This window comes from Ensifer sp. 1H6, from assembly GCF_001976035.1.
GTDB classification, from domain to species: Bacteria; Pseudomonadota; Alphaproteobacteria; order Rhizobiales; family Rhizobiaceae; genus Ensifer; species Ensifer canadensis.
The window spans coordinates 21,800-40,403 of the sequence record NZ_MOAI01000005.1 but is presented as its reverse complement, the minus strand read 5'-3'; the positions used below and the strand labels follow the sequence as shown (position 1 = coordinate 40,403).

General features: G+C 61.8%; 14 protein-coding genes and 1 pseudogene. 11 read left to right on the top strand and 4 right to left on the bottom strand.

Annotation, left to right across the window (positions count from 1 at the left end):
• Window positions 1-383 precede the first annotated feature (383 nt).
• The 3 genes and pseudogenes from BKP54_RS07555 (at window position 384) to BKP54_RS07545 (ending at window position 4,074) form a co-directional block, all read left to right on the top strand.
• A pseudogene (locus BKP54_RS07555) lies at window positions 384-1,420 on the top strand (2-oxoglutarate and iron-dependent oxygenase domain-containing protein).
• Between the two features lie 42 nt (window positions 1,421-1,462).
• Window positions 1,463-2,824: an O-acetylhomoserine aminocarboxypropyltransferase/cysteine synthase family protein gene (locus BKP54_RS07550; RefSeq protein ID WP_081788924.1), complete on the top strand. Its 1,362-nt coding sequence runs from the start codon at window positions 1,463-1,465 to the stop codon at window positions 2,822-2,824.
• Window positions 2,825-3,045: 221 nt separating this feature from the next.
• The gene (locus BKP54_RS07545; protein ID WP_084814334.1) at window positions 3,046-4,074 is read left to right on the top strand and encodes an NADP-dependent oxidoreductase; all 1,029 of its coding nucleotides are present in this window, start codon (window positions 3,046-3,048) and stop codon (window positions 4,072-4,074) included.
• Between the two features lie 226 nt (window positions 4,075-4,300).
• Here BKP54_RS07545 and BKP54_RS07540 read toward each other — a convergent pair whose 3' ends face one another.
• Complete coding sequence (locus tag BKP54_RS07540; protein ID WP_128090382.1) at window positions 4,301-6,070, bottom strand: hypothetical protein; 1,770 nt, start codon at window positions 6,068-6,070, stop codon at window positions 4,301-4,303.
• Between the two features lie 223 nt (window positions 6,071-6,293).
• Window positions 6,294-6,566 carry a hypothetical protein gene (locus tag BKP54_RS07535; protein ID WP_057211345.1) on the bottom strand — a complete coding sequence of 91 codons (273 nt, stop codon included), beginning with the start codon at window positions 6,564-6,566 and terminating at the stop codon, window positions 6,294-6,296.
• 594 nt (window positions 6,567-7,160) lie between these two features.
• On the opposite strand from BKP54_RS07535, the gene BKP54_RS07530 reads away from it, so the two are divergent.
• Window positions 7,161-7,844, top strand: coding sequence for a hypothetical protein (locus BKP54_RS07530; RefSeq protein WP_057211346.1), 684 nt, complete (start codon window positions 7,161-7,163; stop codon window positions 7,842-7,844).
• A 61-nt stretch (window positions 7,845-7,905) separates the two neighbouring features.
• Here BKP54_RS07530 and BKP54_RS07525 read toward each other — a convergent pair whose 3' ends face one another.
• Window positions 7,906-8,868 (bottom strand): HAD family hydrolase, encoded by a 963-nt coding sequence (locus BKP54_RS07525; RefSeq protein WP_057211405.1) that lies wholly within the window; start codon window positions 8,866-8,868, stop codon window positions 7,906-7,908.
• Window positions 8,869-9,011: 143 nt separating this feature from the next.
• Window positions 9,012-9,941 (bottom strand): formylglycine-generating enzyme family protein, encoded by a 930-nt coding sequence (locus tag BKP54_RS07520; protein ID WP_057211348.1) that lies wholly within the window; start codon window positions 9,939-9,941, stop codon window positions 9,012-9,014.
• A 322-nt stretch (window positions 9,942-10,263) separates the two neighbouring features.
• Between BKP54_RS07520 and BKP54_RS07515 the strand changes: the two genes are divergently transcribed.
• The 7 genes from BKP54_RS07515 (at window position 10,264) to BKP54_RS07485 (ending at window position 18,478) form a co-directional block, all read left to right on the top strand.
• Window positions 10,264-11,235 (top strand): MoxR family ATPase, encoded by a 972-nt coding sequence (locus BKP54_RS07515; RefSeq protein WP_057211349.1) that lies wholly within the window; start codon window positions 10,264-10,266, stop codon window positions 11,233-11,235.
• A 16-nt stretch (window positions 11,236-11,251) separates the two neighbouring features.
• Window positions 11,252-12,247, top strand: coding sequence for a DUF58 domain-containing protein (locus BKP54_RS07510; RefSeq protein ID WP_084814332.1), 996 nt, complete (start codon window positions 11,252-11,254; stop codon window positions 12,245-12,247).
• A 2-nt stretch (window positions 12,248-12,249) separates the two neighbouring features.
• A complete protein-coding gene (locus BKP54_RS07505) occupies window positions 12,250-12,777 on the top strand; it encodes a DUF4381 domain-containing protein (protein ID WP_057211353.1) in 528 nt (175 codons plus the stop codon).
• Complete coding sequence (locus tag BKP54_RS07500; RefSeq protein ID WP_057211354.1) at window positions 12,764-13,768, top strand: VWA domain-containing protein; 1,005 nt, start codon at window positions 12,764-12,766, stop codon at window positions 13,766-13,768. Before BKP54_RS07505 ends, BKP54_RS07500 begins: the two co-directional genes overlap by 14 nt.
• Window positions 13,765-15,327, top strand: a complete 1,563-nt coding sequence (locus tag BKP54_RS07495; RefSeq protein ID WP_084814331.1) for a VWA domain-containing protein — start codon at window positions 13,765-13,767, stop codon at window positions 15,325-15,327. The genes BKP54_RS07500 and BKP54_RS07495 overlap by 4 nt, the downstream gene beginning before the upstream one ends.
• Window positions 15,324-16,688, top strand: coding sequence for a BatD family protein (locus BKP54_RS07490; protein ID WP_084814330.1), 1,365 nt, complete (start codon window positions 15,324-15,326; stop codon window positions 16,686-16,688). The genes BKP54_RS07495 and BKP54_RS07490 overlap by 4 nt, the downstream gene beginning before the upstream one ends.
• Window positions 16,689-16,930: 242 nt before the next feature.
• Window positions 16,931-18,478, top strand: coding sequence for an arylsulfatase (locus tag BKP54_RS07485; protein WP_051509278.1), 1,548 nt, complete (start codon window positions 16,931-16,933; stop codon window positions 18,476-18,478).
• Window positions 18,479-18,604 lie beyond the last annotated feature (126 nt).

The following is an 18,604-nucleotide window of genomic DNA, read 5'->3' as shown; positions in this document are numbered from 1 at the left end:
AATGATGCGACTGAAGAGAACTGCCGCCCACTCCACACTCCACCACGGCCGAGGTCGCATTTTTCGCTTGTCCACCACCGCGCCCGGCGCATGGCGATCGCAGTGATCAATGCCGGTCATGAGGCATCAATGCGACGGCCGGCGATCCCCCTGCGATCCGGAGCAGAATAGAAATTCTCGCAAATGGGATTGTTGCCCAAATGCTTCTGCGCCTGCGGCTCCGTATTTAGTCTATATTTTCAATAGACAATATTGAATAACCGGCGCCGACAGGTAAGCTTCCCTCAGCATCTGCGGCCTGCCATTTCAGCGCCGTGTCGGCTTCACACAGGAGAAGACGGCATCGCCACCCGTCGCAGCCTAGAAAATGAAGGGAGCCACCATTGACCGACGCCAACTCATCCTTGCCCGTTCTCGATTTGCAACGCTTTGCGGCGGGCCATCCCGAGCGGCGACGGCGCTTGAAGAATTGCGCAGCGTCGCCCGCTCGGTGGGCTTTTTCTACCTCGAGGGACACGGCATCCCGCAGGAACAGATCGATGGCGTCCTCGATCTCTCGCGCCGTTTCTTCACCCTGCCGGAACAGGACAAGCTGGCGATCGAGATGCGCAAGTCGCCGCACTTTCGCGGCTACAATCGCGCAGGTCTCGAATATACCCGCGGGACGCAGGATTGGCGCGAGCAGGTGGATTTCGGACCCGAGCGCGCGCCCCTCGCGATCCACGCAAACGATGCACCGTGGAAGCGCCTGGTCGGCCCCAACCAGTTTCCGGACGCCTTGCCCGAGCTGAAGCCGGCGATCCTCGCCTGGATCGAGGCGGTGACCCGACTTGGCATCCGCCTGATCGAGGTTTTCGCCGAGGCGCTCGGACAGCGCGCCGACGTGTTCGAGCCTATCTATCGCGACGGCCCCAACCAGCTGTTGAAGATCATCCGCTATCCCGGCCGCGACAAGACCGAAAGCGACCAGGGCGTCGGCGCACACAAGGACGGCGGTTTCGTAACCATCCTGCTTCAGGATGAAGTCGGCGGCCTCCAGGTCGATGACGGCAAGGGTGGCTGGATCGATGCGCCGCCGAAGCGCGGCACCTTCGTCATCAATGTCGGCGAACTGCTGGAACTGGCATCGAACGGCTACCTGCTCGCCAATATCCACCGCGTCATCACGCCGCCCGCCGGCGGCGATCGCCGCTCGGTCGCCTTCTTCCTTGGCGCCAACCTCGCCTCGACCATCCCGGTGCTCGATCTGCCGCCCGAACTTGCGGCCGAGGTTCGCGGCGTGACGCAGGACCCGCTCAACCCGCTGTTCCACGAGGTCGGGCGCAATGTCCTGAAATCACGCCTCAGGTCGCACCCCGACGTCGCCGCTGCCCACCATGCCGATCTTGTCGAGCAGCTGAAGGCGCCGGTGCCGGCCTGATCCATCCCACTGCAACCAATCGAACGCTGAAGGAAGCAATCCATGACGATCCATCAAAAGCCTGAGGAGCCTGCAGTCGAAATCAAGGCTCCGAGCGGCCTGCGCGATACGTCGCGACCGCTTCAGCCCGAAACGCTGGCGCTTCATGGCGGCAGCTACCGTTTCGATCCGGTGAGCGGCGCCGTCGCCGTGCCGATCTACCAGACGACGTCCTATCAGCTGCCGGGCACCGATGGCGCAGACAAGCTGTTTGCGCTTGAGGCGGCCGGCCATCTCTACACCCGCGTGTCCAATCCGACGCAGGACGCATTCGAACAGCGCCTCGCCGAAATCGAGGGTGGTGCCGCCGCCCTCGCGCTTGGCTCCGGCCAGGCGGCGTCGGCCTTCGCCGTGCTCAATCTTGCTCGATCCGGCGACAATATCGTCAGCGCCGCCGGGCTCTACGGCGGCACCTGGGCGCTCTTTGCCTCAACGCTGAAGAGTTTCGGCATCGAGGTGCGTTTCGTCGATGCGTCCGATCCGGAGGCATTTGCGAAGGCGACCGACGAGAGGACACGGGCCTATTACGCGGAGTCGCTTCCCAATCCGAGCCTCGAAGTCTTCCCGATCGGCGAAGTCGCCGAGATCGGCCGTCGGTTCGGCATTCCGCTGATTATCGACAACACGGCGGCGCCCCTGACCATCCGCCCCTTCGATCACGGGGCCGCTATCGTCGTCTATTCCACCACGAAATATATCGGCGGACACGGCACCTCCATCGGCGGCGCCATCATCGATGGCGGCACTTTTCCGTGGCACGAACACGCCGAGCGCCATCCCAATCTGCACGAGCCGGATGCGAGCTATCAGGGCAAGACCTGGCTGGAAAAAGCCGCCGCCATCGACTTTCACCCCTATATCTTGCGTGCCCGCGCCGTTCTCCTGCGCGACCTCGGCGCTGCCATCAGCCCGCAGAATGTGTTCCAGTTCATTCAGGGGCTGGAAACCTTGCCGCTGCGCATCCGCCAGCACAGCGAAAACGCCATCAAGGTCGCGGATTTCCTCCGCGCGCACCCAAAAGTGGCGCGTGTGATCTTTCCGAAGTTTCAGGACGGCGACGCCAAGGCACGCGGCGAGAAATACCTGCGCAACGGCCACTATGGTGCACTGGTCGGTTTCGAGTTGAAGGAGGGACGCGAGGCCGGACGCCGCTTCATCGACGGACTACAATTGCTCTACCACGTCGCCAACATCGGTGACGCGCGGTCGCTGGCGATCCACCCGGCTACGACCACCCACTCGCAGCTCTCCGAGGTGGACCAGCTCAGAACCGGTGTCACCCCCGGCTATGTCAGACTGTCTGTTGGCATCGAGCATCCTGACGACATTATCGCCGACCTGAAGCAGGCGATCGACGCGGCGTAACCCGGCGAAATCAACAATGGGTTCAATGGCCCAACCGTCGGCAACGGTTGGGCCATTGTCATATTCGATTATCGGCCAAAGCTTCGAAAGTTCGGCACCGAGCCCAGGGCCAGAAGTCGCGGCTTGCCGTCTTGAGTGACGCCCGCGAAGGTAGCCAACCAGAAACATCTTACCCGCTACGCTGCCACAGAGCGCATGCGCCAGCGGCGGAAGGAAATGCCATGACCTCCGAAAACACCCAGATCCTTCTTGCTTCCCGCCCGGACGGCAAGCCGACACAAGACAATTTCAGGATCGGTCATTCCGCCATCCCGGAGCCTGCCGATGGCCAGGTCCTGCTGAAGATCGTCTACCTGTCGCTCGATCCCTATATGCGCGGTCGCATGAATGCCGGGAAATCCTATGCCAGGCCCGTCGAGATCGGCGATGTGATGGAGGGTGGGACGGTAGCCCGCGTCGTGCGCTCGCGTCACCCGGATTTCGCCGAGGGCGATTTCGTGCTTTCTCATTCCGGCTGGCAGGCTTACGCCGTTTCCGATGGCGCAGCCCTGCGCAGGCTCGACCCATCGGCGGCCCCGCTGTCAACCGCTCTCGGGGTTCTGGGCATGCCCGGCTTTACCGCCTATTCCGGCCTGCTGACGATCGGCAAGCCGAAGGCGGGCGAAACAGTCGTGGTTGCGGCGGCAAGCGGCGCTGTCGGTTCGGCGGTCGGGCAGATCGCCCGCATCAAAGGCGCGCGAGCCGTCGGGATCGCAAGGGGTGCCGCAAAATGCGCTTTCGTTCGCGACGAACTCGGCTTTGACGCGGTGATCGATCACCACGCAGCCGATTTTCCCGAACAACTGGCAGCCGCCTGCCCTGGCGGGATCGACGTCTATTTCGAGAATGTCGGCGGGCATGTTTGGGATGCGGTATTTCCGCTGCTGAATGATTTCGCCCGCATTCCCGTCTGCGGATTGATCGCACAATACAACAGCCGCCCCGGCGAACAGACGGGCGGCGACCGCCTGCCCCTCGTCATGCGTGACGTCTTGAGCAAGAGCCTGCAAATTCGCGGCTTCATCCAAAGGGAATTTGTCGACCAGCGCCCCGACTTCTATCGGGAAATGGCCGGTTGGATTACATCGGGCCAGATCCGCTACCGGGAAGACATCGTCGACGGCCTCGATAATGCGCCGGCAGCCTTCATCGGGCTGCTGGAGGGCCACAACTTCGGCAAGCTCGTCATTCGCGTCGCCGACGAGAACTAACGCCTGGCGCGGCGGCCAGGCTTTGTCGCCGCCTACAGCGCCGCGCGTCTTTTCAGACGCGCAAAGGTCGCTGTAGCGCTTTGAATTGCTGCATGTTTTTGTCCATAAATCGGGTACGATTTAAGGAAACATGCAGTGGAGCATGTCGCGCAAAAGTGTGCCCCGGTTTTGCGTAGAAACAAGAACTTAAAGCGCAGCAAGCGAATCTGAAAGATCGCGACGCGCTTTAGGGATTTTCGGCCGGTCGGACACCGGCCTTGCCGAGGCCGTCTTCGATCATCGCTGCCAGTTCCGGCGCATAGCTCCTTGTCACCGGTTTCGCCAAAAGAGAAATATCCGCAGGTCCCGTCGGCGCGCGCACCTCGTCAAGAGCGCTGGCCGCCTCCTGCGTCAATCCGAGCTGGCCGGCGACGGCCAGCCGCAGCAGGTTGACGGCCAGGTCCGATGTGTTTGCAAGCTGGCGCACACGAAGCAGGGCCTCCTCGTAACGGCGCCCGCGATAGGCGTCGAGCGCCAGCGTCAGCGCTGCATCGTGATGCACATACTCCCCATTCGCCTCCGCCAGCCGCGCCAATCTTACACCTTCGGACCAGTGGCCGGAGATGTACTGCAACAGCCCCAACCTCGCCGGAATGGCCTCGTCCAGCGGATTGAGCGCGCTGGCGCGCTGCCCTGAAAGAAAGGCCGCCTCCGTATCCCCCGCCGCAAAGCGCGCCATCATCTGCGCCACATAGCTCTGGCTTGCCTGGGGGGCGAGCGCGACTGCCTTGTCTGCCAGCTTCAACGCCCTGTTGCCAGCGATCGGCGAAGTATCCGCTTCGCCCGTCACCACCAGGATCATTGCCAGGCTTGCCGATACATCCGCGTCGTTTGCATTGTAGGCAAGCGACCGCTCGAGGCAGGCAAGCGCGCTTGCGAGATTTTCGGGGTCGGTTCGTGCCAAAGCCATATCGGCCTGCAACACGCAGCCATAACCGAGGGATGGCGCACTGACCTGGCGTGCAGCCTCCAGGCTGGTGATGACGCCGTCTTCGCCCGCAAGTGCGCGCGCAAGTCTCACCAGAAGCGTTTGTTGAATCTGGTGGGCATCACCGCTCTCTAGTGGCAGCTTCGAGACACCGGAGCGCAAAGCCTCGCTACTCTGTGGGTCCACCACCTGCCAGGCGAGCTCGTGAGCATCGTTCGCCATGCTGTAGCTGATCGACAGTCTATATTCCTTGCTGCCGGCAAGGCGGACAGCCGGTCTGGGTGCAACCCAACCTGTCACCGATGCGACGTCGATGCCGGCAGGCTGCTCCTGCGCCAGCGTCCGTACCGACGAGAACTGCGACAGGGCATGCACCAGATAGTCGCCAATCTTCCTCTGCTCTTCGCCGTCTTTCACCCGTTGCGGCTGCACGTCGACAACGACGGTCGGCTTTTCGGACAGGATCGGTTTCCACGGGAAATGGTCGGCCATCGAAACGTAGAACGCTGCAGCCATCGCCAAAACCCCGGCGCTCGCAATGGCAACATTCGCCATGGAGATGCGGCGCCCGACGGCGACGGCCGAAGGCGATGGCGGCGGTGGCTCGGCGGCATCAGGCGCTATCGTCGGTGGAGCGAGGACGGCTTGTGACGGTTTTCCGTCAGCCCTGACGAAGAGCGGGACGTAGTTGCCCTTGGGGAGTTCGATGCGCAGGGCGGCTTCATCGCCAAGCGCCTCGTAATATTGTGCCAGGGCCGCTCGAAGCCGCGACGCCTCGACGCGCACGATCGGATCGGTCGCCGGGTCGAAGGAACTCGGCCGGGCGAAGACATCGATCGCGATTGTATAGGCCTTCACCGAGGCTGAACGACCGGCGAAGAACTCGTCAACCAGGTATCGCAAGAGCTTGCGGTGTCGCTCTGTCCCATGAAAGCGCGGGTCGCCCAACATACGGTCGAGTTCGGCTCGCGCCGGGCGCTCGGCAACTGGGCAGTAAGCCGCTCGGTCCGCGTCTTCTCTTGTGTTCATAGCGCGCCCCCATTTACCTACAACCCGAGAGAGAGTGCAAATGCGAGGTGAACTCTAGATCACAGAGCCGGGAGCGGAAAGAGAAATGTAGGGCAGTCACAAAACATTTTTCTAACAAATGCCGCAGCCCCAAAATGAAACGGCCAGTGAACTGGAAATCCAATAAGATTACAGGGGCTGAGTGATAGAAACCGAAAATTCCAGACCAACGAACAACTGATCACTATGGATTAGATTCACTGCTTGCACTGGAGAGGCAGATGGAAATCACTTCTTCTTCGATCTCTAGACAGATCAGCTCGTACTCCGCCACCATCGACGCATCCTGCGGATCACGCCGACGCTGTCGATCCAGCATGGAGGTTGCCTCGTCATATGCCTCGCAAAGGCTGGCGAGCGGCATGTTCTTGGCGCTCAGCAGTTGCAACTGGCCGCGCAACACCGGAAGCTTGAGCATCAGCTTCAAAAGTCCCCGTTGTTTGGCTTCGTTGGGCATTGTGCTCTATCCGCTTGAACGACGATCGATGCTTCATGCCACGCCTGCGCGCGAAAATAGCGTTCGCGCGCCTCAGTACAGATCCGGAATGCCACCGGTACTCTGATTGCCAGCGTCTCGTTGAGATATGCCTACCTGACGGGTGCAGCCTCGGGTCAGCTAAACGACCAACTTCTACCTATCCCTCTCCTGCCCCCGCAAAATCGCAGGAACCGTCCGTTTCCGGAAGTACGTAACAGTAACATTGCCGCCGCTGGCTTGACGGCGAAGCGATCCCGTCCCCGAAAACGCACCGATGACACCTCGTCGGATCCGGCATTGATAGCCAGGCCAGGGCACGTTAATCGCAACCGCCACTCCACAGGCCAACGACGTGCAGCTTACCGTAATCGCGACGGCTTGCTTGGCATGGGCATTGCGCTACAGTTGGCTTCCACGGGGTGACACAGCTGACATATTGCGCTTCTCCACAGCGGTTCATCGCCGATTGTAACTGTTACGTACTTCGATGCGGAATACTGCGATGCTTAGAATGCCCGCGATGACATTCGGCGACAGGCCGTATCGCGTGCTGAGTACAACGGAGAGATTTCCATGCGATCCTTGGACAAGACATCTCATTGCGGACGTTTGGTAGCGTTCCTTTCTGCAGGGATCGCCGCGACCGGCCTGACGCTGCTGAGCACCGAGCTTGCGGCAAGCGACGACAAATTGAGCGGCCTGCCCTCACTCGTCCTTGGTGGGCTGACGGCGACAGCGCAGACACTCCAGTTCGAGACGCCTTTCAACAATCTCATCAATGCCGGCTCGCTTGCGATCACGCTCGAGAAGACGACACTCGACGAGGTCAAGGCCACGTTCGGAGGCAATATCCGCAGCCGGACGGTGGAGGGCATAACGGTCGGCTGGCTGTGCTACGAGCTTGCGACCGGAGATCTGCCGCGGCGGATCTGGTTCGTCGCGAACGACAGATCTGACGCAGCCACGCCCGCCCAGAAACCGGTGACATTCATCTCCACCGAAGAAGTTGCGGACGAAGCCGATAAATGTGACACCCCAACCGTTGCGCTCGCGCCGCTGTTGCTGCCGGTTCCGACCTTGATGGACGGCACGGAAGCCCTGGAGGAACGCTTCGGCGCAGCTCCGAAGCAAGGCATGGTGCGTTACACCCACCAGCAACAGGGCGAACAGAACACGACGGTCATGCAAATGCTTGTCTATCGGCTGAAAGGCGGCCACATCGATGGCATCGCCTTCACGCAGCTTACATCGAAATAGCGGGTATAATTGACATCCCTCGCGGCCGTGCTGGCGGCGAGTGATGTCCCCGGCACACTGTCTATTTCTCGAACGCGTAGATCCTGTTCCAGTCGGCTTTCATGTCGATGAGAAGCCATTTCCGCTGCTCCGCCTCGTTCATCGCCTTGTCGAGCTTGCCGACATGCGACTGGCGGTCATAGGCCCATTCCCGCTCGTCGTCGGTGTGGTGCACGATCATCCCGAAGCTCGGCCCTGCGCCAGAGGTAACCCACCGCAGCATCTCGTAGTCGCCGTCGGAATTGCCGGCGACAAAGATCGGGCGGCGACCAATGAACTTGTTGATGCCGACCGGCTTGCCGGGGCCATCGTCGATGAAATCCACCTTCGGTTCGCGCATGAGCACCGGGGTGTCACCTTGAAGTTCATACTTGGTGGTTATGGTGCTGCCGACAACCTGTTCCGGCGGTATCCCGTACATCTGCTCGGTCATCGGCCGCATGAATTCGATGCCGCCGCCCGAAACGATATAGGTCTTGAAGCCGTTTTCCCGCAGATAATCCAATACCTCCCTCATCGGCAGGTAGGTAATCTCGTTATAGGGCCGGTCGAAACGCGGGTGTTTCGCGGTTGCGAACCAATCCTTGACGATCTTCGTGAATTCGTCCGTCGTCATCCCTGCATGTGTCGCCATCGCGAGCTCGACAAGACCTTTCTCGCCGGCCGCAGCCACGCCGGCAATGTCGCCCTTCAGCAGCGATGCGAACGGCTCCTTGTCCTTCCATTCCGGGTGATCCGGGGCCATAGCCTTGATGCGATCGTTGATGAACATGCCCTGGAAATACATCGGCTGCTCGGTCCAGAGCGTACCGTCGTTGTCAAACACGGCGATACGGTCCACTTCAGTGACATAATCAGGGCCGCCTTCGGTCGTCACCCGCGTCACGAAGTCGATGATTGCCGATTTCGCCTCACCGTCGTTCCAGGAAGGAAGGCCAGCCGGAGGTGCATCAGCGGCCACCACAAGCGCCGGCGCGGCCAGCATCAATGCGAATGATGCCGCAACTCCCATAAAGGTCCGCCACCAGCCCTTCCGATGCGTATCCACATCAATCGACGCGAACTCTCCTGCCCTCAAAATCATCGGGTGTCCTCCTCAACTGAAACAAGACTGTCGGTGTTAGACGTCTACGGCCGGCGAATGCAGCGAAAGCCGATATGGGTCGTTGCCGCATTTTCCTCATGCGCGTGACGGGCCGCGGGGCGGTAGCGACGGCAATAGTTCGGCGCGCAGAGATGCGATCCGCCCTTCACCACCCGCCGCGCGATCAGGATCTCCGGCTGCCGTGGGTCGTAGCTTGCCTCAGCGCCGCCGCCGCGCGGATTGGAGGGGATGCAGCAGCTTTTTTGCGCAGGCTCCGGGTGGTTGCTCGACCAGTAGTCGCTTGTCCATTCCCAGACATTGCCGATCATGTCGTAAAGGCCATAGCCGCTGGGCGGGAAGCTGGCGACCGGCGACGTGCGCTCGAAGCCGTCAGGGCGCAGGTTCTCGGTCGGGAAGGCACCGTGCCAGGTGTTGGCCATGAAGCGGCCCTCCGGAACAAGTTCGGCGCCCCACGCATATTCCGCGTCATTCAGGCCGCCCTTGGCGGCGAACTCCCACTCGGCTTCCGTCGGCAGATCCTTGCCGGCCCATTTCGCATAGGCCATGGCATCGACATAGGAAATCTGCACGGCGGGATGGTCGAGCTTGCCGCGAATGTTGCTCTGCCGGCCATATGGCCTTTTCCAGTCGGCACCGAACTTGAAGTTCCACCATTGCGAGGGGTCACGGCTGGTGACGCGCTTCGGCGGATCGAAAATCACCGACCCCGGCCGCATCATTTCCGGCAGTGCACCCGGGTATTCCTTCGGGTCAGGCGCCTTCTCGGCAACGGTGACGTAGCCGGTCGCCTCGACGAATGCACCAAACTGCCGGTTGGTGACAGGCGTGACGTCGATCCAGAATCCGTCGACCTTCACCGGGTGAGCCGGTTTCTCTTCGGGGTAATGATGGTCGGACCCCATCGTGAAGGTGCCGCCTTCGATCCAGATCGGCTCGCGCGCGCTGATCGCCATTGGCGTTTCGTCGAGGGTCGGCCTTGTGGATAGTGTTTGCATGCGGCTTCGATCTCCCGGGCGGATGTCGCGTCCATCCTGATAGCCCGAAGTCTAGACGCAAACTTTCCGACTCCAAAGTACGTAACTGTTACGACGGCGCACGAATCGAATTCGGGCCCGTTTGCCCCGCCCGTGGATTGATCGAGAACCACAATCGCCCGCTTCGTTACTGTTACGTTCTTTCCAACGGGCCGCATGTAACCTTAATCTCCCTCAGAGTTCACAAATGAGAGTTCACAAGGGTTGGCGCCGCCGGGCCGGCGGGAGGGGCTAAATCTCAATGGGTACACGTGACGACATCGAACAGCTCGGCAAGCGGATCGGCGAAGCCATCGTTGGTCAACAGGGCATGATCGAACGCCTGCTACTCGGTCTCCTGAGCAACGGCCATCTGCTGGTCGAAGGCCTGCCCGGGCTTGCCAAGACGCGGGCCATCAAGAGCATGGCGAAGAACCTCGACGCCGAGCTGTCACGCATCCAGTTCACACCGGACCTTTTGCCCTCCGACATCACCGGCTCGGAGGTCTATTTCACCGAAGGCGGCAAGGGCGAGTTCCGCTTTCAGCAAGGCCCGATCTTCGCCAATCTCATCCTTGCCGACGAAGTCAACCGCGCACCGGCGAAAGTGCAGTCCGCCCTGCTCGAGGCGATGGAGGAGCGGCAAGTGACTGTCGGTGGCGACAGTCACGAGCTTCCCGACCTCTTCATGGTGATGGCAACGCAAAACCCGATCGAGCAGGAAGGCACCTACCCCTTGCCTGAGGCGCAGCTCGATCGTTTCCTCATGCACATCCAGGTCGATTATCCCGACGCCAAATCGGAGGCCGAGATCATGCGGCTGGTGCGGTCGGAAGAAACGGCTGCCGCCTCGAAAGTGAAGTCCAACGAAAAGCTGGCTCAGGATGCGGTGTTTACGGCACGCAAGGAAATCTCGGCAGTGACCGTCTCGAGCGCGATCGAGGACTATATCGTAGCCCTGGTTATGGCGACACGTTACCCGGACAAGCTCGACAAGGACGTGGCCAAATGGATCCAGGTGGGCATCAGTCCGCGCGGCGTCATCGGTCTCGACAAGGTCTCGCGCGCCCATGCCTGGCTGAAGGGAAGAGACTTCGTGACGCCGGATGACGTGCAGGCGACTGTGCACGACGTCTTCCGCCACCGGCTCGTCCTCTCCTATGAAGCCCATGCGGGCGGCACGACGGCCAACCAGGTCATAGACCGGATCGTGCAGCAGGTCGCTGTCGCCTGAGAGATGGAGAGGCCCGATGGCAATATCCCTGTCCGCATTCGCCCGGTCGAAAGGCATTGCCCATCCTCCGAAGGTGGAGGCATCGGGCGCTTACACCTCCGTCGACGAACTGGTCGGCCTTGAGGCGACAGCCCGTGACCTGACCTTCCTGCGTAAGGCGCCGGTCCGGCGATTGCTGGCAGGACGCCATGAATCGCGCATGCGTGGTCGTGGGCTTTCCTTCGAGGAGCTTCGCGAATACCTGCCTGGCGACGATATCCGCACCATCGATTGGAGGGTGACGGCGCGGACCGGCAAACCGGTCGTGCGGGTTTATGACGAGGAGAAGGATCGGCCGGCGCTTGTGATCGTCGACCAGCGCATCAACATGTTCTTCGGCAGCCGTCGCGCCATGAAGTCGGTTGCCGCGGCGGAAGTGGCCGCCCTTTGCGCCTGGCGCATCACGGCGCTTGGCGATCGGGTCGGCGGCTTTGTATTCGGAGATGAGACCGTCGACGAGATCAGGCCCTATCGCAGCCGCGAGGCCGTCATTCGGTTTGCCGACGTCATCGTTCGCCACAACACCGCACTCACCGCAACCTCCAAGGTTGCAAGAGGCGACGAGCAACTGGACCTCGTGCTTTCGGCCGTTGCCAACATCGCCAAACATGACCATCTGATCATCGTCATCAGCGATTTCGACGGGCATGGTCTGGAAACGCGCGACATGCTGCTCAAGCTCTCTGCCCATAATGACGTGATCGCCATCCTGATCTACGACCCCTTCATGCTGGAATTGCCGCGCAAGGGCGACATCGTCGTCAGCGGCGGCGCGCAACAGGCAGAGCTTCAATTCGGTCATGCAAACGTCCGCGAGGCGATCGACAGCTTCGCGCGCAAGCGCGGCCGCGCGCTTCAGGCATGGCAGGAGGACCTGGGGCTGCCGATGCTGCCGATTTCCTCGGCGGAAGAGATTGCACCGCAATTGCGCACCATGCTCGGCCAGTTGGCCTGGCGTCAGCGGAGACGGTAGCGATGGAAGGGACCACGCCAGCGGTCGATCCCGGCCTCGCTGCCGCGCTCCGCGGCCTTGCCGATATCGCCTTGCCACCGCCCGTCTCGATGCTGCCGCAGACCTGGGCCTGGGCGGTACTCGCCGGACTTGTTCTGCTGGCAATCGCCTTCGCGCTCCGGCGCTGGTATCGCCACCGCGAGCTCAATCGTTACCGCCGCGAGGCGCTTGGCGAGCTTCGCCAGATAGAACAGCGCATTGGTGCTGCTCAAACACGTGGCGATGCGCTCGCTGCCCTGCCCGCCCTTCTCAAGCGCACCGCGCTTGCGGTCTGGCCACGCGAGACGATCGCCAATCTGAGCGGCAAGGGCTGGACCGGCTTCCTCGACGCCCATTCCGGTGGCCCAGTCTTTCCCACAACCGCGGCGCATTTCTTCGAAGAGGCTGAGTACCGCGGGCCGGTGGTTTTGGCATCTGTTCCCGAGGCCGAAGCGAAAGCCCATGTTGCGGCGGCACGATATTGGATCGAGGCGCACCATGTACGTCCTTGATCATTCCTGGCTGCTCGTCCTGCTGCCACTTCCGGCCGTCATCTGGTGGCTGCTTCCGGCCTATCGCGAGCAATCGGCGGCGGTCCGGATCCCATTTTTCAAGGACATCACCGCAGCGGCGGGCATCGGCGCGACCGAAGGATCGGTCGTGCCCAAGTCGAACTTTGGGCAGAAGCTGATTGCGCCGATCTGCTGGGGCCTGATCGTACTGGCACTGGCGCGGCCGCAATATATCGAGCCGCCGATCGAAAAGACCGAACCGCAACGCGATCTCATGCTGGCAATCGACCTGTCGCAATCGATGGACACGCGCGACTTTCACGATCCGGCCGGCAATCTGCAGGCCCGGGTCGATGCCGTGCACACGGTCGTCGCCGATTTTATCGACAAGCGCCCCGAAGACCGTCTCGGCCTCATCGCCTTTGGCGATGCCCCCTACCCGCTCGTGCCGTTCACGCTCGACCACAAGACGGTCAAGGCGATGCTGGCCGACAGCCTGCCGGGAATGGCGGGTCCACGCACCGCGATCGGCGATGCGATCGGCCTTGCGATCAAGATGTTCGACCAAAGCACGGCACCGGACAAGGTGCTGATCCTACTGACCGATGGCAACGACACCGCGAGCAAGATGCCGCCCGACAAGGCCGCCGGCATTGCCGCCGAAAAACACATCGTCATCCACACGGTCGGCATCGGCGATCCCAATGCGCAAGGGGAACAGAAGCTCGACACGTCAGTCCTGCAACAGATCGCGACGGCGACACATGGACGATATTTCTTCGGCCAGGACCAGGCCTCGCTGCAGAATATCTACGAGCTTCTCGATCAGTTGACGCCGGAAAACCAGAAGACCCTGTCCTGGCGGCCGCGCATCGAACTGTTCCACTATCCGCTGGGCGCGGCGTTGATCCTCGTCCTCGTCTATCACGCAATCATGTGGCTGCTGTCGGCCCGCGCAGACCGGCGTCGCGAAAGGGAGGCGGGAGCATGATCGCCGACTTCCATTTCCTCAGGCCGCTCTGGCTGCTGGCGCTGCTGGCGGCGCCCCTGCTTGTGATGTTGATCGGCCGTCGCACCGACGTGCGCTCACAATGGCAGGGCATGATCGCGCCACATCTTCTCGACCACCTGCTGATCGAGAAAGGCGGAAGGCGACGGCTGCAACCTGTTCACCTGACGGCCGTGCTGATCGCGATCGCCGCGATTGCGGCTGCCGGGCCGACATGGCAGCGTGAAAAGCCGCCCTTCGTCGAGGATACGGCGCCGCTGGCGATCGCGATCGACCTGACCGAAACGATGAACGCCACTGATGTCTCGCCGACGCGGCTCGAGCGAGCCAAGTTGAAGGTGCAGGATATCCTTTCTCTGCGAAAGGGCGCGCGTACTGCCCTATTTGCCTATGCCGGCACAGCACACATGGTGCTGCCGCTCACCGACGATGCAAACCTCATCAAGACCTATCTGGCCGCCCTCTCGCCGAGCATCATGCCGGTAACCGGCCGAGACACCGGCAGGGCGCTGCAGGTCGCCGAGGATGCGCTTTCCAGCGAGACCGTACCGGGCACGATCCTGTTCATGACCGATGGCGTCGAGCGCACGGCATTCGACGCCTTTGCGCGATATCAGGGCCGCAACGACCTGATGGTGCTCGGCATCGGCACCGCCGATGGCGGCCCGGTGAAGACGGCCGATGGCCAGTTCCTCACCGACGCGACGGGTGCGCGGGTCCGTGCCAAACTCGACGTCGATGCGCTGAAAGCATTGCAGGCGGCGTCGAAAGCGCAGGTCGCAACAGTCACGCCCGACGATAGCGACGTGCGCTGGATCATCAGGCGGATCCAGAGCAGCTTCGCGCAAAAGACCGCCGAAGGCCTGACGCGCTGGTACGATGCCGGCTGGTGGCTGACCATCCCGATCGCACTCCTTGCCGCGTTGTGGTTCCGCCGCGGCTGGACAGTCCGTTGGGCGGTCTATCTGATAGCCGTCGGCACGGTGCTGCCAGGGGTAAAGGCCGAGGCAGCCGATCGCAGCTTTGCCGATCTCTGGTTCACCCCGGACCAGCAGGGCCAGCGGGCCATCGATCGCGGCGATTTCCAGGGAGCGGCCGGCGATTTCCAGGACCCGGCCTGGCAGGGCGTCGCCCTCTTTCGTATCGGACGCTATCAGGATGCCATCGATGCCTTTGCGCAGGGCGATACGGCCGAAAGCTACTATAACCAGGGCAACGCCCTGATGCATCTCGACAAGGCTGAGGAGGCGATTGCCGCCTACCAGCAGGCGCTCAAACGCCGCCCAGACTGGCCCGAAGCCAGGCAGAACCTGGCAGTGGCCGAGAAACGCAAGGCAGACAAGCACAAGCAGGATCAGGATGCCCAGCAGGAGGCGGCCGGGCTCGATCCGGATCAGATCCAGTTCGACGACAAGGGCAAGGAGGGCACGGTGGCGGGAGCGCCGCAAACCGCCGAGATGTGGATGCGTAATATCCAGGTTTCCCCGGCCGATCTGCTGGCAAGGAAGTTCGCGATCGAAGCGAAGGATGCGAAACCATGAAGCTTCGCATCTACGCGATTCTCCTGGGGATTTTCGCGCTCTGGCTGTCGCTGGCGAACGTCGCGCTGGCAGCCGATCCATTCGCCCGCGCCACGCTCGCCACCAAGGGAACGATCTACGCCGGACAGCAGGTTGAGGTCGACGTCGACGTTTTCGCGCCGAACTACTTTCTGTCGCCGCCACAGTTTCCGCTGTTCGACCTTCCCGGCACGATCGTGACGATGCCAGACGATCGCGGTCTGAACCTCAACGAGACAATCGATGGTGTCGATTTCTCCGGTATCCGCAAGACCTACGTCATCGCCCCGCAGGCGGCGGGAGACTACACTTTGCCGCCTGTCGATATCCCGTTCGGTTATGCGGCCGTTCCCGGCGAAACCACGCAAGGGCGGGTGAAATTGCCGACGCTGCGGCTGACAGTGACGGCGGTACCCGGCGGCGCTGACGGCAAGGCCGGCGTCACCGCCGCGAAAGTGACGATCACGCAGGTCTTTGATCGTGATCCGGCAAGCCTGCGTGCCGGCGACGCTCTGGTTCGCACCGTTACCGTCGAAGCGGATGGACTGGCGGCGATGATGATCCCGGAGCCGTCCTTCGAAGCACCGGCGGGTGTCAAAGTCTATGTCCACGACCCCTTGCTCTCCGAGCATAGGTCGGATCGCGGCGTGTTCCTGGGCGGCGTCCGCAAGGACACGGCCACCTATGTCTTCGCGAAAGCCGGGACCTACACGATCCCCGCAATCAGCCTGCAGTGGTTCAATCCGTCGCGCGGCAAGACGCAAACGGCCGAAGCGCCGTTGGCCAAGGTTTCGTTTGTGGCAGCACCTGCAGATGCGACCGCCCTTGCCCCGCCGCACCCGCCGCCGGAGAATGCGCCATTCGACTGGCAGTGGTGGGTCGGCGCAGGCCTGGTGGTGGTGGCACTGGCGCTCCTGATCCACTTTGCCGCCGTTATGGCCGGCCGTATCCAGGCATGGTTTGACGAAATACGGACGCGCAAGGCGCAGTCCGAGGCAACGGCTTTCCATCGCGTCGACGAGGGATGCCGCAGCGGCGACGCAGAGCGGTTCGAGGCGGCGATCGACGCATGGTCGCGCAAGACGGGGAATGTTCCAATGACCCAGTGGCTCGATCGCTTCGCCGACCCGGAGACAAGGGCCGCCTTCGCCAACCACCAGCAGTCGCTTTATCGAGACCAGCAGGACGCGGCGCAGAAGCCGAATCTCCTGCCGCTTAGAGCCGGCCTTGGCAAAGCCAGAAGCCGCTGGCTCGAGCAAATCTTCGACGACGAGCCGGTGCCGGCCAATGAACTCCCCGATCTCAATCCGGCGTTCGACGCCGATTTACCAACCAGTCGCTAGCGCTGCCGGACCGGGCGTTACGATCCTTCGTAACTGTTACGTACTTGCCCGTAACACCCGCTTCAACCCAAAGTTCAACGGTACATTCCGAGACTTTGCCTACCTGACTAAAAGCAATCCATCGTGCCTCGAGGAGACATGAGATGCCCATTGATATGAAGAATGCCATCGGACTGCTGGCTGCTTCAGCAGTTCGAAGGTCCATCAAGCCGAAAGCGCTTGCGCTTGCGGGCACCGTGCTGATGTCGACGCTATCGGCATCGGTAATGCCAGCAATGGCCCAGGATGCGGCCAAGCCCAATATCCTCGTCATCTTCGGCGACGATATCGGCCAGACCAACATCAGCGCCTATTCCATGGGTGTCATGGGCTACAAGACGCCCAATATCGACCGGCTTGCCTCTGAAGGCATGATGTTTACGGACTACTACGCCGAGAACAGCTGCACCGCCGGCCGCTCCACTTTCATCACCGGCCAGTCGGTGCTTCGTACCGGCATGTCGAAGGTCGGCGTTCCCGGAGCGCCCGTCGGCATCCAGGACCGAGACGTAACGATCGCCCAGGCGCTGAAGCCGCTCGGCTATGCGACGGGCCAGTTCGGCAAGAACCACCTGGGCGACCAGGATCGTTTCCTCCCGACAGCGCACGGTTTCGACGAATTCTTCGGCAACCTCTATCACCTCAATGCCGAGGAAGAGCCGGAGCGCCCCTACTGGCCGAAGGATCCCAATGATCCTTTCGTCAAGGCGGCCACGCCCCGCGGCGTGCTGCATTCGTTCGCCGACGGCAAGATTGAGGATACCGGCGCACTCAACACCAAGCGCATGGAAACGATCGACGACGAGACCACGGCAGCAGCCATCGGCTTCATGGAAAAGCAGGTCAAGGAAGGCAAGCCCTTCTTCACCTGGATGAACACGACGCGCATGCATCTGTTCACCCATATCCGGCCGGAATATAAGGGACAGAGCGGCATGCCGGGCAACGACTATGCCGACGGCATGATCGAGCACGACAACGATGTCGGCAAGCTGTTGAAGGCACTCGACGACCTGAAGATCGCCGAGAACACCATCGTCGTTTACGCCACCGACAACGGGCCCAATCAGTTCTCCTGGCCGGACGCGGCGACAACCCCGTTCCGCAGCGAGAAGGACACCAACTGGGAAGGCGCCTTCCGCGTGCCGGCGATGGTGCGCTGGCCGGGCAAGATCAAGCCCGGTGTTTCCAACGAGATGGTTTCCGGTCTCGACTGGTTCCCGACCTTGCTTGCCGCTGCCGGTGACAAGGACGTCAAGGACCGGCTGTTGACGGGCACCAAGCTCGGCGACAAGGACTTCAAGGTTCACCTCGACGGCTACAACCAGCTTCCCTACCTTCTAGGCGAGCAGCCGAAGGGCGCGCGCAACGAGTTCTTCTACTTCAACGACGACGCCAAGCTCGTGGCCATTCGCTGGGACAACTGGAAAGCGGTCTTCTGCGAAATGCGCAAGCCCGGTGGCTTCGACGTCTGGCAGGATCCGTTCACCTGCCTGCGTGTGCCGAAGATCTTCAACCTGCGCATGGACCCCTATGAGCGGGCCGACATCGTCTCCGACCAGTACGACGACTGGAGGACGAAGAACGTCTATCTTGCAGGGATAGCCACCATGAAGGCCGCAACCTTCCTGGAAACCTTCATCGAGTATCCGCCGAGCCAGAAGCCAGCGAGCTTCTCGGTCGACCAGGTCGAGGAAGGCGTGCATGCCAAGATCGACGAAATCATGAAAAAGGCCCCGGCCGCCCAATAAGCTGACGAAGGCGGCGCTCACCCGAGCGCCGCCTTTTCTTTCTTTGCATTTAGAATCTATGGTGAGCCGGATTGACCGCAAAGAGTTCCGCGCCCGTACGCTCGGTCGATGTCGACGGGGCTAACG

Bases quoted from the DNA above. Each gene is read 5' to 3' on its own strand.
- BKP54_RS07530 (WP_057211346.1), top strand. From the start codon at position 7,161: ATGCGATCCTTGGACAAGACATCTCATTGCGGACGTTTGGTAGCGTTC.
- BKP54_RS07525 (WP_057211405.1), bottom strand. From the start codon at position 8,868: ATGCTGGCCGCGCCGGCGCTTGTGGTGGCCGCTGATGCACCTCCGGCT.
- BKP54_RS07535 (WP_057211345.1), bottom strand. From the start codon at position 6,566: ATGCCCAACGAAGCCAAACAACGGGGACTTTTGAAGCTGATGCTCAAG.
- BKP54_RS07500 (WP_057211354.1), top strand. From the start codon at position 12,764: ATGTACGTCCTTGATCATTCCTGGCTGCTCGTCCTGCTGCCACTTCCG.
- BKP54_RS07550 (WP_081788924.1), top strand. From the start codon at position 1,463: ATGACGATCCATCAAAAGCCTGAGGAGCCTGCAGTCGAAATCAAGGCT.
- BKP54_RS07520 (WP_057211348.1), bottom strand. From the start codon at position 9,941: ATGGCGATCAGCGCGCGCGAGCCGATCTGGATCGAAGGCGGCACCTTC.
- BKP54_RS07510 (WP_084814332.1), top strand. From the start codon at position 11,252: ATGGCAATATCCCTGTCCGCATTCGCCCGGTCGAAAGGCATTGCCCAT.
- BKP54_RS07540 (WP_128090382.1), bottom strand. From the start codon at position 6,070: ATGAACACAAGAGAAGACGCGGACCGAGCGGCTTACTGCCCAGTTGCC.
- BKP54_RS07495 (WP_084814331.1), top strand. From the start codon at position 13,765: ATGATCGCCGACTTCCATTTCCTCAGGCCGCTCTGGCTGCTGGCGCTG.
- BKP54_RS07490 (WP_084814330.1), top strand. From the start codon at position 15,324: ATGAAGCTTCGCATCTACGCGATTCTCCTGGGGATTTTCGCGCTCTGG.
- BKP54_RS07505 (WP_057211353.1), top strand. From the start codon at position 12,250: ATGGAAGGGACCACGCCAGCGGTCGATCCCGGCCTCGCTGCCGCGCTC.
- BKP54_RS07545 (WP_084814334.1), top strand. From the start codon at position 3,046: ATGACCTCCGAAAACACCCAGATCCTTCTTGCTTCCCGCCCGGACGGC.
- BKP54_RS07515 (WP_057211349.1), top strand. From the start codon at position 10,264: ATGGGTACACGTGACGACATCGAACAGCTCGGCAAGCGGATCGGCGAA.
- BKP54_RS07485 (WP_051509278.1), top strand. From the start codon at position 16,931: ATGTCGACGCTATCGGCATCGGTAATGCCAGCAATGGCCCAGGATGCG.